This window comes from Escherichia sp. MOD1-EC6819, assembly GCF_002965765.1.
Taxonomy (GTDB): Bacteria; Pseudomonadota; Gammaproteobacteria; order Enterobacterales; family Enterobacteriaceae; genus Escherichia; species Escherichia ruysiae.
In genome coordinates this window covers 103,731-117,382 of the sequence record NZ_PTRG01000005.1, presented here as the reverse complement: position 1 = coordinate 117,382, position 13,652 = coordinate 103,731, and the positions used below count along the sequence as shown (strand labels likewise).

The 13,652-nt window shown below is 52.7% G+C and carries 14 protein-coding genes; 11 read left to right on the top strand and 3 right to left on the bottom strand.

Going from position 1 to position 13,652, the window contains the following annotated elements; translation table 11 throughout:
* Positions 1–247 precede the first annotated feature (247 nt).
* From xthA to ynjE, 9 genes are all read left to right on the top strand, one after another.
* Entirely contained in the window at positions 248–1,054 is an 807-nt protein-coding gene (gene xthA / locus A7Z06_RS08565; RefSeq protein ID WP_000673949.1) for an exodeoxyribonuclease III, read from the top strand.
* Between the two features lie 166 nt (positions 1,055–1,220).
* On the top strand, positions 1,221–1,931 hold the full coding sequence (locus A7Z06_RS08560; protein ID WP_010345873.1) for a TVP38/TMEM64 family protein: 711 nt from the start codon (positions 1,221–1,223) through the stop codon (positions 1,929–1,931).
* 4 nt (positions 1,932–1,935) lie between these two features.
* Entirely contained in the window at positions 1,936–2,613 is a 678-nt protein-coding gene (gene ydjY / locus A7Z06_RS08555) for a lipoprotein YdjY (RefSeq protein WP_000939193.1), read from the top strand.
* A 14-nt stretch (positions 2,614–2,627) separates the two neighbouring features.
* Positions 2,628–3,335, top strand: coding sequence for a TVP38/TMEM64 family protein (locus tag A7Z06_RS08550; RefSeq protein ID WP_000977121.1), 708 nt, complete (start codon positions 2,628–2,630; stop codon positions 3,333–3,335).
* Positions 3,335–3,883 (top strand): carboxymuconolactone decarboxylase family protein, encoded by a 549-nt coding sequence (locus A7Z06_RS08545; RefSeq protein WP_000524101.1) that lies wholly within the window; start codon positions 3,335–3,337, stop codon positions 3,881–3,883. The genes A7Z06_RS08550 and A7Z06_RS08545 overlap by 1 nt, the downstream gene beginning before the upstream one ends.
* A 9-nt stretch (positions 3,884–3,892) precedes the next feature.
* Entirely contained in the window at positions 3,893–5,059 is a 1,167-nt protein-coding gene (locus A7Z06_RS08540; RefSeq protein WP_085460654.1) for an ABC transporter substrate-binding protein, read from the top strand.
* Entirely contained in the window at positions 5,032–6,567 is a 1,536-nt protein-coding gene (locus A7Z06_RS08535) for a thiamine ABC transporter permease (protein ID WP_000224948.1), read from the top strand. Before A7Z06_RS08540 ends, A7Z06_RS08535 begins: the two co-directional genes overlap by 28 nt.
* Positions 6,567–7,220, top strand: a complete 654-nt coding sequence (locus A7Z06_RS08530; protein WP_010345868.1) for an ATP-binding cassette domain-containing protein — start codon at positions 6,567–6,569, stop codon at positions 7,218–7,220. Before A7Z06_RS08535 ends, A7Z06_RS08530 begins: the two co-directional genes overlap by 1 nt.
* Positions 7,221–7,286: 66 nt before the next feature.
* A complete protein-coding gene (gene ynjE / locus A7Z06_RS08525; protein WP_010345866.1) occupies positions 7,287–8,594 on the top strand; it encodes a thiosulfate sulfurtransferase YnjE in 1,308 nt (435 codons plus the stop codon).
* A gap of 8 nt (positions 8,595–8,602) precedes the next feature.
* Here ynjE and A7Z06_RS08520 read toward each other — a convergent pair whose 3' ends face one another.
* Positions 8,603–9,223 (bottom strand): CDP-alcohol phosphatidyltransferase family protein, encoded by a 621-nt coding sequence (locus tag A7Z06_RS08520; protein ID WP_000886996.1) that lies wholly within the window; start codon positions 9,221–9,223, stop codon positions 8,603–8,605.
* Positions 9,224–9,309: 86 nt separating this feature from the next.
* Between A7Z06_RS08520 and nudG the strand changes: the two genes are divergently transcribed.
* Positions 9,310–9,723: a CTP pyrophosphohydrolase gene (gene nudG, locus A7Z06_RS08515; protein WP_000781860.1), complete on the top strand. Its 414-nt coding sequence runs from the start codon at positions 9,310–9,312 to the stop codon at positions 9,721–9,723.
* Here nudG and A7Z06_RS08510 read toward each other — a convergent pair.
* Positions 9,683–9,955 (bottom strand): YnjH family protein, encoded by a 273-nt coding sequence (locus A7Z06_RS08510; RefSeq protein ID WP_000091758.1) that lies wholly within the window; start codon positions 9,953–9,955, stop codon positions 9,683–9,685. The two genes, nudG and A7Z06_RS08510, sit on opposite strands and share 41 nt — an antisense overlap.
* Before the next feature lie 322 nt (positions 9,956–10,277).
* Between A7Z06_RS08510 and gdhA the strand changes: the two genes are divergently transcribed.
* Complete coding sequence (gdhA, locus tag A7Z06_RS08505; RefSeq protein WP_000373051.1) at positions 10,278–11,621, top strand: NADP-specific glutamate dehydrogenase; 1,344 nt, start codon at positions 10,278–10,280, stop codon at positions 11,619–11,621.
* Positions 11,622–11,693: 72 nt separating this feature from the next.
* Here the strand turns inward: gdhA and topB are convergent, their stop codons facing one another.
* A complete protein-coding gene (gene topB / locus A7Z06_RS08500; RefSeq protein ID WP_001235783.1) occupies positions 11,694–13,649 on the bottom strand; it encodes a DNA topoisomerase III in 1,956 nt (651 codons plus the stop codon).
* Positions 13,650–13,652 lie beyond the last annotated feature (3 nt).

The following is a 13,652-nucleotide window of genomic DNA, read 5'->3' as shown; positions in this document are numbered from 1 at the left end:
TGAATAAAAAGAATAAAAAACGAAATGTTATGCAGAAGTAAAATATAATTCTGGAATTGTGATCGTTGACGAAATTTACTGGAAATTACTGCGCCATTCTGACGCAACCGCACCAAAAACGGGCATTTTTTGCGCCATCGTTGGCATCATTAACAACCATCGATCAAATCACTTAACAACAGGCAGTAAGCACGGCGAATTTCTGCTAACATCCACGCACTCTTTATCTGAATAAATGGCAGCGACTATGAAATTTGTCTCTTTTAATATCAACGGTCTGCGCGCCAGACCACACCAGCTTGAAGCCATCGTCGAAAAGCACCAACCGGATGTTATTGGTCTGCAGGAGACAAAAGTTCATGATGATATGTTTCCGCTCGAACAAGTGGCAAAGCTTGGCTACAACGTCTTTTACCACGGGCAGAAAGGCCATTATGGCGTGGCGCTGCTGACCAAAGAGACGCCGATTACTGTGCGTCGCGGCTTCCCCGGCGACGGCGAAGAGGCTCAACGACGAATTATTATGGCGGAAATTCCCTCGCCGCTGGGTAATGTCACCGTAATCAACGGTTACTTCCCGCAGGGCGAAAGCCGTGACCATCCGATTAAATTCCCGGCGAAAGCGCAGTTCTATCAGAACCTGCAAAACTACCTGGAAACCGAACTCAAGCGTGACAATCCGGTGCTGATTATGGGCGATATGAATATCAGCCCCACCGACCTCGATATCGGCATTGGTGAAGAGAACCGCAAACGCTGGCTGCGTACCGGTAAATGCTCTTTCCTGCCGGAAGAACGCGAATGGATGGAGAGACTGATTAACTGGGGTCTGGTGGATACTTTCCGCCATGCGAACCCGGAAACGGCAGATCGCTTCTCGTGGTTTGATTACCGCTCAAAAGGTTTTGATGATAACCGTGGTCTGCGCATTGACCTGCTGCTCGCCAGCCAGCCGTTGGCGGAATGCTGCGTAGAAACCGGCATTGATTATGAAATCCGCAGTATGGAAAAACCGTCAGATCACGCCCCGGTGTGGGCGACCTTCCGCCGCTAATTTCTCTGTTCTCCTGACTCGCTCTGGGTCAGGAGAATTAACCTTGAGAAAAATCAACAAACTGTCAGTAATGATTTGTTGCCTGCCGTCCTTTGTTATACCGTCACTGCGTTTTTAGTTGTCTGACCACTTCTCTATTATCAAGTTTGATATAGGAAACTCCACGATGAACGCTGAGCGTAAATTTCTTTTTGCCTGCCTTATTTTTGCGCTGGTCATTTACGCTATCCACACTTTCGGTTTATTCGATCTGCTCACCGATTTACCCCACTTGCAGACACTCATTCGCCAGAGCGGATTTTTCGGTTATAGCCTCTATATTCTGTTATTCATCATCGCCACCCTCTTTCTGTTGCCGGGTAGCATACTGGTGATCGCCGGTGGAATAGTCTTTGGCCCGCTCTTAGGGACGTTTCTTTCACTAATTGCCGCCACGCTGGCCTCATCATGCTCCTTCCTGTTGGCGCGCTGGCTGGGGCGTGATTTACTGCTGAAATACGTTGGTCATAGCCACACTTTCCAGGCCATAGAAAAAGGTATTACGCGTAACGGTATCGATTTTCTTATTTTGACCCGCTTAATCCCGCTATTTCCTTACAATATTCAAAATTATGCTTATGGATTAACCGCCATCTCCTTCTGGCCTTATACCCTTATTTCGGCATTAACTACTCTGCCCGGAATAGTAATTTATACCGTAATGGCAAGCGATCTCGCCAGTGAAGGCATTACGCTGCGCTTTATTTTAAAACTCTGTCTGGCAGGACTGGCGCTGTTTATTCTCGTCCAGTTCGCCAGACTCTACGCCCGACACAAACACGTGGATCTGTCTGCTTCGCGCCGCAGCCCACTAACTCACCCCAAAAATGAAGGATAGAACGATGTTGCAACATTATTCAGCGTCATGGAAAAAAGGACTGGCTGCACTGTGTTTACTGGCAGCCGCAGGGCTTAGTGGCTGCGATCAAAAAGAGAACACCGGAGCAAAAGTGGAATACGACGGGCTTTCCGCCAGCCAGCCACTGCGTGTCGATGCCAATAACCATACGGTCACCATGTTAGTGCAAATTAATGGCCGTTTTCTGACAGACGATACCCGCCACGGCATTGTGTTTAAAGATGGCTCCAACGGACATAAATCGCTGTTTATGGGTTATGCGACCCCGAAAGCATTTTATGAAGCCCTGAAACAGGCCGGTGGCACGCCGGGCGAAAACATGACGATGGATAATAAAGAAACGACCCATGTGGCGGGCAGCAAACTGGATATTTCGGTCAACTGGCAAGGGGCGGCAAAAGCGTATTCCTTTGATGAAGTGATTGTCGATAGCAATGGCAAGAAACTGGACATGCGCTTTGGCGGTAATTTAGCAGCGGCAGAAGAGAAGAAAACTGGCTGCCTTGTGTGCCTCGATAGCTGTCCGGTCGGTATCGTCAGCAATGCGACATACACTTATGGGGCAGTGGAAAAACGCAGTGAAGTGCAATTCAAAGGTAATGCGTCGGTTCTCCCGGCAGATAACACGCTGGCAACGGTTACCTTTAAAATCGCCGAATAAAACAAGGATAAAGGATGATGAAAATGCAATCGCGTAAAATCTGGTACTACCGTGCCACCATCATCATCCTGTTGATCGCTTCGCTGCTGGCATGGGCGCTGCTTCCTGGCGTCCATGAGTTTATCAATCGCAGCGTTGCGGCGTTTGCCGCCGTCGATCAACAGGGTATAGAACGCTTTATTCAGTCTTACGGCACACAAGCGGCTGTGGTCTCGTTCTTCTTGATGATCTTACAGGCCATTGCCGCGCCGCTGCCTGCGTTTTTGATAACCTTTGCCAATGCGTCGCTGTTTGGCGCATTCTGGGGCGGCTTGCTGTCTTGGACCAGTTCGATGGCGGGCGCGGCGCTGTGCTTTTTTATCGCCAGAGTGATGGGCCGCGAAGTGGTGGAAAAGTTAACCGGCAAAACCGTGCTTAACAGCATGGACGGCTTTTTTACTCGCTACGGCAAACACACCATCCTGGTATGTCGGTTATTGCCTTTTGTCCCTTTCGATCCTATCAGCTATGCTGCCGGATTGACTTCAATACGTTTTCGCTCGTTTTTTATCGCCACCGGGCTTGGTCAGCTACCCGCAACCATCGTCTATTCCTGGGCGGGCAGCATGTTAACGGGAGGCTCATTCTGGTTTGTCACCGGGCTGTTTATTCTGTTTGCCCTGACCGTGGTGATATTTATGGCGAAAAAAATATGGCTTGAACGCCAGAAGAGGAATGCATGATGGGTTTACCGCCGCTTAGCAAAATTCCTTTGATTTTACGTCCGCAGGCGTGGCTGCATCGTCGCCATTATGGCGAGGTGCTAAGTCCTATTCGCTGGTGGGGGCGAATTCCGTTTATCTTTTATCTGGTGTCGATGTTTGTCGGCTGGCTGGAGCGCAAACGCTCACCGCTCGATCCGGTGGTGCGATCGCTTGTCAGCGCACGCATTGCACAAATGTGTCTGTGTGAATTTTGCGTAGATATCACCAGTATGAAAGTCGCGGAGCGTACCGGCAGCACTGACAAACTGCTGGCGGTGGCTGACTGGCGGCAAAGCCCGCTGTTCAGCGATGAGGAGCGGCTGGCGCTGGAATACGCCGAAGCCGCGAGCGTTACACCGCCAACGGTCGATGATGCCCTGCGTACCCGACTGGCTGCCCATTTTGACGCTCAGGCGCTCACCGAGCTGACAGCATTGATCGGCCTGCAAAATATGTCAGCCCGTTTTAACTCTGCCATGGACATTCCCGCTCAGGGGCTGTGCCGTATTCCTGAAAAACGTTCTTAAGGAGAGATGATGCGCCATTGTGTGTGGTTGCTGGGATTGTTATCGCTGTTTTCTTTGGCAACACATGCCAGTGACTGGCAGGAAATCAAAAACGACGCCAAAGGGCAAACCGTCTGGTTTAACGCCTGGGGCGGCGATACCGCAATTAACCGCTATCTCGACTGGGTTAGCGGCGAGATGAAAACCCATTACGCTATAAACCTGAAGATTGTCCGTCTGGCGGATGCCGCAGACGCAGTAAAACGCATTCAGACCGAAGCCGCAGCCGGGCGCAAAACAGGCGGTTCGGTGGATCTGCTCTGGGTGAACGGCGAAAACTTCCGCACCTTAAAAGAGGCCAATTTATTACAAACGGGCTGGGCGGAGACTCTACCCAACTGGCATTACGTCGATACGCAACTGCCGGTACGGGAAGATTTTTCTGTACCTGTCGAAGGTGCAGAATCTCCGTGGGGTGGCGCACAACTGACGTTTATCGCCCGCCGCGATGTTACGCCACAGCCACCACAAACGCCGCAAGCATTGCTGGAGTTTGCCAAAGCCAATCCCGGCACGGTTACTTATCCGCGCCCACCAGACTTCACAGGCACGGCGTTTCTGGAACAGTTGCTGATTATGCTGACGCCAGACCCCGACGCATTAAAAGCAGCGCCGAACGATGCGACTTTCGCCCGGATCACTGCGCCCTTGTGGCAATATCTTGATGCACTGCATCCGTATTTGTGGCGCGAAGGAAAGGATTTTCCGCCCTCGCCTGCACGGATGGATGCCCTGCTAAAAGCCGGTACATTGCGCCTGTCGCTAACCTTTAACCCCGCTCATGCCCAACAAAAAATAGCCAGCGACGATTTGCCAGCAAGCAGTTATAGCTTCGGCTTTAGCGAGGGGATGATTGGCAACGTGCATTTCGTCACCATTCCTGCCAACGCGAATGCCAGTGCTGCGGCGAAAGTTGTCGCCAACTTCCTGCTCTCACCCGATGCGCAACTGCGTAAAGCAGATCCTGCTATCTGGGGCGATCCTTCGGTTCTCGATCCACAAAAACTGCCTGACACGCAGCGTGAAACATTGCAATCAAGAATGCCGCAGGAGCTGCCACCGGTACTGGCTGAACCGCACGCGGGTTGGGTAAATGCGCTGGAACAAGAATGGCTACGCCGTTACGGTACGCATTAATCTTTCTGCTGTGGGCGATGGTGGCGGTGATTTATGCACCGCTGATCCCGGCTGCTTTCACGCTGATAGCGCCAGCCTTGTCGCTGACGCACTGGCAGGCGTTATTTGCCGACCCGCAGTTACCGCAGGCATTACTGGCGACGCTGGTTTCGACGACTATCGCGGCGGTCGGGGCGCTGTTGATTGCCCTGCTGGTGATTGTGGCGCTGTGGCCTGGCGCAAAATGGCTGCGTATGTGCGCCCGTCTGCCGTGGCTGCTCGCCATTCCCCACGTGGCTTTTGCCACCAGCGCCCTTCTGCTCTTTGCTGACGGCGGCCTGCTTTACGACTATTTCCCGTATTTCACTCCACCAATGGACAAATTGGGTATTGGGCTGGGTTTCACTCTGGCGGTGAAAGAAAGCGCATTTCTGCTATGGATCTTGTCAGCCGCGCTAAGTGAAAAACGGCTGCTACAGCAGGTTATAGTGATGGATTCACTGGGCTACAGCCGCTGGCAATCCCTGAACTGGCTGCTGTTGCCCTCCGCCGCTCCTGCGCTGGCAATGGCGATGCTGGCAATTGTCGCATGGACGCTGTCGGTCGTGGATGTGGCAATTATCCTCGGGCCAGGTAATCCACCGACGCTGGCAGTAATAAGCTGGCAGTGGTTAACCCAGGGCGACACCGATCAACAAATGAAAGGCGCGCTCGCCAGCCTGCTGCTGATGCTGTTACTCGCCGCCTGTGTTTTGCTGGGCTATCTGTTATGGCGCACCTGGCGGCACACCATTCCCCGTGAAGATGGCGTTCGCAAGCCGGCTGCGCCTTTACTGCCCGGCTATACGCTGGCGTGGTTTTTACCCTTAACCGGTGTGCTCTGTGTGGTTCTGCTGGCGATCCTCGCAGATCAGTCGACTAACAATCACGTGGCGCTGCTCAATAGCCTGACGATGGGACTGGTAGCGACGTTCATCGCTTTGATCCTGTTACTGCTATGGCTGGAATGGGGGCCACAGCGTCGCCAGTTGTGGTTATTGTTGCCCATTTTATTACCGGCACTGCCATTAGTGGCAGGCCAGTACACGCTGGCATTATGGTTGAATCTGGATGGTAGCTGGATTGCGGTGGTCTGGGGGCATCTGCTGTGGGTAATGCCGTGGATGCTGTTTATCCTGCAACCTGCCTGGCGGCGTATTGACTCACGGTTAATTTTAATTGCGCAGACGCTAGGCTGGTCGCGTGCCAAAATCTTCTTTTACGTGAAATGTCCTCTTATGCTACGCCCTGCGCTAATTGCATTCGCTGTCGGATTTTCAGTGAGTATTGCGCAATATATGCCGACGCAGTGGCTCGGTGCGGGACGTTTCCCGACGCTGACGACAGAAGCGGTGGCGTTAAGCAGCGGCGGCAGCAACAGTATTCTCGCCGCCCAGGCTTTATGGCAACTGCTGTTGCCGCTTATTATTTTTGCCCTGACCGCCCTGCTTGCAAAATGGGTAGGTTATGTCAGACAAGGACTCCGCTAATGCTCTGCGTGAAAGATGTTTCGCTACGTTTGCCAGAAACCTGCTTGCTAAAGGACGTCAACTTTACGGTCGCTAAAGGTGACATTGTCACGTTAATGGGACCGTCTGGCTGTGGGAAATCTACGCTGTTTTCCTGGATGATTGGCGCGCTGTCCGGGCAGTTTTCTTGTACAGGTGAGCTTTGGCTCAATGAGCAACGCCTCGATAGCCTGCCGACTGCACAGCGCCAGATTGGTATCCTTTTCCAGGATGCGCTGCTATTTGACCAGTTCAGCGTCGGGCAAAATTTGCTGCTGGCGCTACCGGCGACACTAAAAGGTGTTGCAAGGCGCAATGCCGTGAATGATGCGCTTGAGCGTGCGGGACTTGGTGATACTTTCCATCAGGATCCGACAACTCTGTCTGGTGGTCAGCGGGCACGGGTAGCTCTGCTACGCGCCCTTCTCGCCCAACCCAAAGCATTATTACTCGATGAACCGTTCAGCCGTCTTGATGTGGCTCTGCGCGATAATTTTCGCCAGTGGGTGTTCAGCGAAGTTCGCGCCCTGGCGATCCCCGTCGTTCAGGTAACTCACGATCTCCAGGATGTTCCTCCTGATAGTTCTGTTCTGGATATGGCGCAGTGGTCAGAAAATTACAACAAACTGCGATAACGCAAAGTTTTTCTCAATACGTCAGTTCAGAATGGCGCACTCAAAACTACAATGTCGGGATTTTCGATGAAACGTGTTTCTCAAATGACCGCGCTGGCAATGGCTTTAGGGCTGGCTTGCGCTTCTTCGTGGGCCGCTGAACTGGCGAAGCCTCTTACTCTTGACCAGCTTCAACAACAAAATGGCAAAGCGATAGATACTCGCCCCAGCGCGTTTTATAACGGCTGGCCACAAACTTTAAATGGCCCTTCCGGTCATGAACCTGCCGCCTTAAACCTTTCTGCTAGCTGGCTCGACAAAATGAGCGCCGAACAGCTCAACGAGTGGATCAAGCAGCATAACCTGAAAACCGATACGCCAGTGGCGTTATACGGTAATACTAAAGACGTCGAAGCCGTCAAAACGCGACTGCAAAAAGCAGGCTTTACGCATATCTCCATCCTGAGTGACGCGCTAAGCGAACCTTCCCGCCTGCAAAAATTGCCGCACTTTGAGCAACTGGTTTACCCGCAATGGCTGCATGACCTGCAACAAGGTAAAGAGGTTACGGCAAAACCTGCCGGTGACTGGAAAGTCATTGAAGCAGCCTGGGGCGCACCAAAGTTTTACCTTATCAGCCATATTCCCGGCGCTGACTACATCGATACCAACGAAGTTGAAAGCGAACCGCTGTGGAACAAAGTTTCCGATGAGCAACTGAAAGCGATGCTGGCAAAACACGGCATTCGCCATGACACCACGGTCATTCTGTACGGGCGAGACGTTTACGCAGCAGCACGTGTGGCGCAGATTATGCTGTACGCAGGCGTGAAAGATGTACGCCTTCTGGACGGCGGCTGGCAAACCTGGTCCGATGCGGGGCTGCCCGTTGAGCGCGGTACGCCACCGAAAGTGAAGCCGGAACCTGACTTCGGCGTGAAGATCCCGGCGCAACCGCAACTGATGCTCGATATGGAGCAGGCACGTGGACTGCTGCATCGTCAGGATGCTTCACTGGTAAGCGTTCGTTCATGGGCTGAATTTATTGGCACCACCAGCGGCTATGACTACATCAAGCCAAAAGGAGATATCCCAGGTGCTCGTTGGGGTCATGCAGGCAGCGACTCAACGCATATGGAAGATTTCCATAATCCGGACGGCACCATGCGTACTGCGGATGACGTCGCGGCAATGTGGAAAGAATGGAATATCCGGCCAGATCAACAAGTCTCGTTCTATTGCGGCACCGGCTGGCGCGCCTCAGAAACCTTTATGTATGCGCGCGCAATGGGCTGGAAAAATGTCTCCGTTTACGACGGCGGCTGGTATGAATGGAGCAGCGATCCGAAAAATCCGGTAGCAACCGGTGAACGCGCCCCGGACAGTAGCAAATAACACGGCAATTACTGACGCTGAAGCGACTTCAGCGTCAGATACCCACTCCACACTCGCGTAAATGTTGTCATCCAGCACAGCGCGCCAAATACCCACGCCAACCACGGGAAATAGGCCGGAAAGAGACAACTTAAAACAAACAGCAAAATCGTCTCGCTGCCTTCAGTCAACCCGCCCAGATAGTAAAACGATTTGTGCGCATAACCGGGGTTATCAATCTGATGTTTCGCCGCCAGCGCAGCAAATGCGAGAAAACTGCTGCCCGTGCCAATAAACGCAAACAGCAGCCAGCCGCCCGCCAGCGCATTTTGTTCCGGTGCGGCGAGAATAAACCCGAACGGCACCAGCGCGTAAAAGAGAAAATCGAGAGAAATATCAAGAAAACCGCCTGCGTCAGTTAACCCTCTGCGCCTCGCCAGCGCGCCGTCCAGACCATCAAGCAACCTGTTGAGCAAAATGGCAATCAGCGCCGCCAGATACCATCCCAGCGCCAGAAACGGCAGTGCCAGTACGCCGATGGCAAACCCCACTAACGTTAAACCATCTGGCGTTATACCGGGTCTATCAAGAACCCGCACACACTGATGCAACAACGGTTTAATTCGCGGATGAAGATGGCGGTCTAACACAGGTACTCCTTACATATAAAGCCCTTCTGATCGGGCAACACTGCGGATATTATGACATTTTTCCGGTATTCGACCGTGGGTAATTTATGAAAATGATTGAAGTTGTTGCTGCCATTATCGAAAGGGATGGCAAAATTTTACTCGCACAACGCCCCGCCCATAGCGATCAGGCGGGGTTATGGGAGTTTGCCGGTGGCAAAGTCGAGGCGGATGAAAGTCAGCCACAGGCGCTGGTACGGGAATTGCGCGAAGAACTGGGCATTGACGCAACGGTTGGTGAATATGTTGCCAGCCATCAGCGGGAAGTGTCTGGCCGGATTATCCATCTTCATGCCTGGCACGTACCGGACTTCCACGGTACGTTACAGGCACACGAACATCAGGCGCTGGTCTGGTGTCTGCCAGAGGAAGCATTGCAATATCCGCTGGCTCCTGCTGATATTCCACTACTTCATGCGTTTATGGCTTTACGCGCCGCCAGACCAGCGGATTGGTGCTAATGGTTTTGTCATCCCGCTGGCATTGCAGCAGTATCCCCTCCGCTTTAATCACTGCGCCCTCCGAATAATTTTGATCCTGATAAACGCAGCACTGGTTACAGGGCTGCGCCGATTTCCCGCCAGAACTAAACACCTCCGACGGCACATTCACTTCCACATCCGGACGGTATTGCGGGTTAGCCAGCGCAAATAATGGAAATACCAACGCTACGGCGAGTAATGTTCGACTCACAGGAAACTCCTTATTTTTCGTTGCCTCTGGTACTGATAACGGTTACCAGGCGGAAAAACTTTAGCATCTGGTAGCCGGATGCGGCGTGAACGCCTTATCCGCCTACGCTCCACTCTTGAAAATGCGCCCGTTTTTTCAGGTCTGATAAAACGCACCTGACATTAGGTGACTTTTATAACTACCACACATTATTAATTTGCTTTCCGGTGTCATTTTTTTCTTGCTTACCGTCACATTCTTGATGGTATAGTCAAAAACTGCAAAAGCACATGACATAAACAACATAAGCACAATCGTATTAATATATAAGGGTTTTATATCTATGGATCAGACATATTCTCTGGAGTCATTCCTCAACCATGTCCAAAAGCGCGACCCGAATCAAACCGAGTTCGCGCAAGCCGTTCGTGAAGTAATGACCACTCTCTGGCCTTTTCTTGAACAAAATCCAAAATATCGCCAGATGTCGTTACTGGAGCGCCTGGTTGAACCGGAGCGCGTGATCCAGTTTCGCGTGGTGTGGGTTGATGATCGCAATCAGGTACAAGTTAACCGTGCCTGGCGTGTCCAGTTCAGCTCCGCCATTGGCCCGTATAAAGGCGGTATGCGTTTCCATCCGTCCGTAAATCTCTCCATTCTTAAATTCCTCGGCTTCGAACAAACCTTTAAAAATGCCCTGACTACCCTGCCGATGGGTGGAGGTAAAGGCGGCAGTGATTTTGATCCAAAAGGGAAAAGTGAAGGCGAAGTGATGCGTTTTTGCCAGGCGCTGATGACCGAACTGTACCGTCATCTGGGTGCAGATACCGACGTTCCGGCGGGCGATATCGGCGTTGGTGGTCGTGAAGTCGGCTTTATGGCGGGGATGATGAAAAAGCTCTCCAACAATACCGCCTGCGTCTTCACCGGCAAGGGGCTATCTTTTGGCGGCAGTCTGATTCGCCCGGAAGCGACCGGTTACGGTCTGGTTTATTTCACTGAAGCGATGCTGAAACGCCACGGTATGGGTTTTGAAGGAATGCGTGTTTCCGTTTCTGGCTCCGGCAACGTCGCCCAGTACGCTATCGAAAAAGCGATGGAATTTGGCGCTCGCGTGGTTACAGCATCAGACTCCAGCGGCACCGTGGTTGATGAAAGCGGATTCACGAAAGAGAAACTGGCGCGTCTTATCGAAATCAAAGCCAGCCGCGATGGTCGCGTTGCAGATTACGCCAAAGAATTTGGTCTGGTCTATCTCGAAGGCCAACAGCCGTGGTCTGTTCCGGTTGATATCGCCCTGCCTTGCGCGACCCAGAACGAACTGGATGTAGATGCCGCGCACCAGCTTATCGCTAATGGTGTTAAAGCGGTGGCGGAAGGGGCAAATATGCCAACTACCATCGAAGCGACTGAACTGTTCCAGCAGGCAGGCGTACTGTTTGCACCGGGCAAAGCGGCTAATGCTGGCGGCGTCGCGACATCGGGGCTGGAAATGGCGCAAAACGCTGCACGTCTGGGCTGGAAAGCCGAGAAAGTTGATGCGCGTTTGCACCATATTATGCTGGATATCCACCATGCCTGTGTTGAACACGGTGGTGAAGGTGAGCAAACCAACTACGTGCAGGGCGCGAATATTGCAGGCTTTGTGAAGGTTGCCGATGCGATGCTGGCGCAGGGCGTAATTTAAGTCATCAGGCGTTTGCGCCGGATGCGGCGTGGACGCCTCATCCGGCCTACAAAAATCTACTGCATCAAACCTTTATGTTATCGCTCCACTGCCCGCGTCTTCTGATGGCGGGCTTTTTTTCACCGCTCGCTTGCGTGGTGAAGCCTTTTTCTTCTCTTCTCCACTACCCGGTGCCACTATGCCGCGAAACTGCCGCACCGGCGTACGTTTTGCCTGATCAATCAATTGGTAAAGCGTCCCCACCAGCGGCTGCATAAAGTCCTGGTAGCGACACTGCTTTTCGCTGATTTGCGTCAGCACCGATTCCCAGTGTGCCGTCATGTCCGGTCGCGTTGCCATCTCTGGCAGCGAATGGAATAACGCTTTTCCGGCGTCGGTGGAGTGGATATAGCGCCCTTTTTTGGTCAGGAAACCACGCTTGAACAGCAGTTCAATAATCCCGGCACGAGTTGCTTCCGTCCCCAGTCCATCGGTCGCACGAAGGATCTTTTTCAGATCTTTGTCCTGCACAAAGCGCGCGATCCCGGTCATCGCTGAAAGCAGCGTTGCATCGGTGAAATGACGTGGTGGCTGAGTTTGCCGCTCTACCACTTCACCTTTTTCACACAATAACTCATCGCCTTTCGCTACCACCGGCAGCGGTGTACCATCGTTTTCTTCATCACGCTCTTTGCTGCCTAACAGCGTGCGCCAGCCTGCTTCAGCAAGAAAACGGGCTTTAGCGACAAATTTGCCTTTGGCAATGTCCAGTTCGATAACACATTTGCGGAACACCGCATCCGGACAGAACTGCATCAAATACTGACGGGCAATCAGGTTATAGACCTTCGCTTCGTTCTCCGTCAGGTTGATGGCAGAACTCCGCGCGGTCGGGATGATGGCGTGGTGCGCATCGACCTTTTTGTCATCCCAGCAGCGATTACGTAAATCTGGATCAACCACCGGCTGCGGTAACAAGCCCGGCGCATGAACGCTGATGGCACTCATTACCGCCTGACGTCCGGCAAAATGTTCTTCCGGCAAATAACGACAATCGGAACGCGGATAAGTGATCAGTTTGTGCGTTTCGTACAGCTTCTGGCAGATATCAAGTACGTTCTGCGCACTCAGACCAAAGCGTTTTGCTGCTTCAATCTGCAACGCCGAAAGTGAAAACGGCAACGGCGCGGATTCTGATTCCCGTTTATCGTTATAACTGGTGACAATCGCCGGTTGACCGCTGATGCGGTTAACCACATGCTCCGCCAGTGGACGATGCAGCAAGCGCCCTTCTTCATCCTGGTACGGCTCACACGCTTCGCTCGGTTGCCAGATAGCGGTAAATCGCTCATCGGCAGGCGTCACGATATGCGCTTTGACCTCAAAGAAATCTTTCGCCACGAAGTTTTCAATTTCTTCGTCGCGGCGCACCACCAGCCCGAGCACTGGCGTCTGCACGCGTCCAACGGAAAGGACGCCCTGATAACCCGCATTGCGACCGAGAATAGTGTACGCGCGGGTCATATTGATGCCATACAGCCAGTCGGCACGCGCTCGCGCCAGCGCAGAAACGCATAGCGGTACAAACTCGCTATTGGAACGAAGACGATCGATCGCCCGTTCAACCGCCTGCGGGTTCAGGTCGTTGATCAAGCAACGCTGCACCTGCTGACGCTTTTCCGGTGCCAGTTGCAGGTAGTCCAGCACTTCATCCACCAGCAATTGCCCTTCGCGATCCGGGTCTCCGGCATGAATAATTTCGCTGGCTTCATGCAGAAAGCGTTTGATGACGTTAAGCTGTTTGGTCACGGAGGGTCGTGGCTGTAATTGCCACTTTTCCGGGACAATGGGGAGATCGGCTAGGTTCCAGCGCGCATAGCGACTGTCGTAGGCGTCTGGCTGCGCCTGCTCAAGCAGGTGACCAATACACCAGGTCACCACCTGACCGTTACCGCACTCGATAAAGCCATCGCCTTTCCGGTGCGGTTTGGGCAGGACATCAGCAATAGCGCGCGCCAGACTCGGTTTTTCGGCAATAAATAACCGCATTGA

Coding starts and splice junctions, on each gene's coding strand:
- A7Z06_RS08540 (WP_085460654.1), top strand. CDS start 3,893: ATGCGCCATTGTGTGTGGTTGCTGGGATTGTTATCGCTGTTTTCTTTG.
- nudG (WP_000781860.1), top strand. CDS start 9,310: ATGAAAATGATTGAAGTTGTTGCTGCCATTATCGAAAGGGATGGCAAA.
- topB (WP_001235783.1), bottom strand. CDS start 13,649: ATGCGGTTATTTATTGCCGAAAAACCGAGTCTGGCGCGCGCTATTGCT.
- A7Z06_RS08550 (WP_000977121.1), top strand. CDS start 2,628: ATGATGAAAATGCAATCGCGTAAAATCTGGTACTACCGTGCCACCATC.
- A7Z06_RS08545 (WP_000524101.1), top strand. CDS start 3,335: ATGGGTTTACCGCCGCTTAGCAAAATTCCTTTGATTTTACGTCCGCAG.
- xthA (WP_000673949.1), top strand. CDS start 248: ATGAAATTTGTCTCTTTTAATATCAACGGTCTGCGCGCCAGACCACAC.
- ynjE (WP_010345866.1), top strand. CDS start 7,287: ATGAAACGTGTTTCTCAAATGACCGCGCTGGCAATGGCTTTAGGGCTG.
- A7Z06_RS08530 (WP_010345868.1), top strand. CDS start 6,567: ATGCTCTGCGTGAAAGATGTTTCGCTACGTTTGCCAGAAACCTGCTTG.
- ydjY (WP_000939193.1), top strand. CDS start 1,936: ATGTTGCAACATTATTCAGCGTCATGGAAAAAAGGACTGGCTGCACTG.
- gdhA (WP_000373051.1), top strand. CDS start 10,278: ATGGATCAGACATATTCTCTGGAGTCATTCCTCAACCATGTCCAAAAG.
- A7Z06_RS08560 (WP_010345873.1), top strand. CDS start 1,221: ATGAACGCTGAGCGTAAATTTCTTTTTGCCTGCCTTATTTTTGCGCTG.
- A7Z06_RS08535 (WP_000224948.1), top strand. CDS start 5,032: ATGGCTACGCCGTTACGGTACGCATTAATCTTTCTGCTGTGGGCGATG.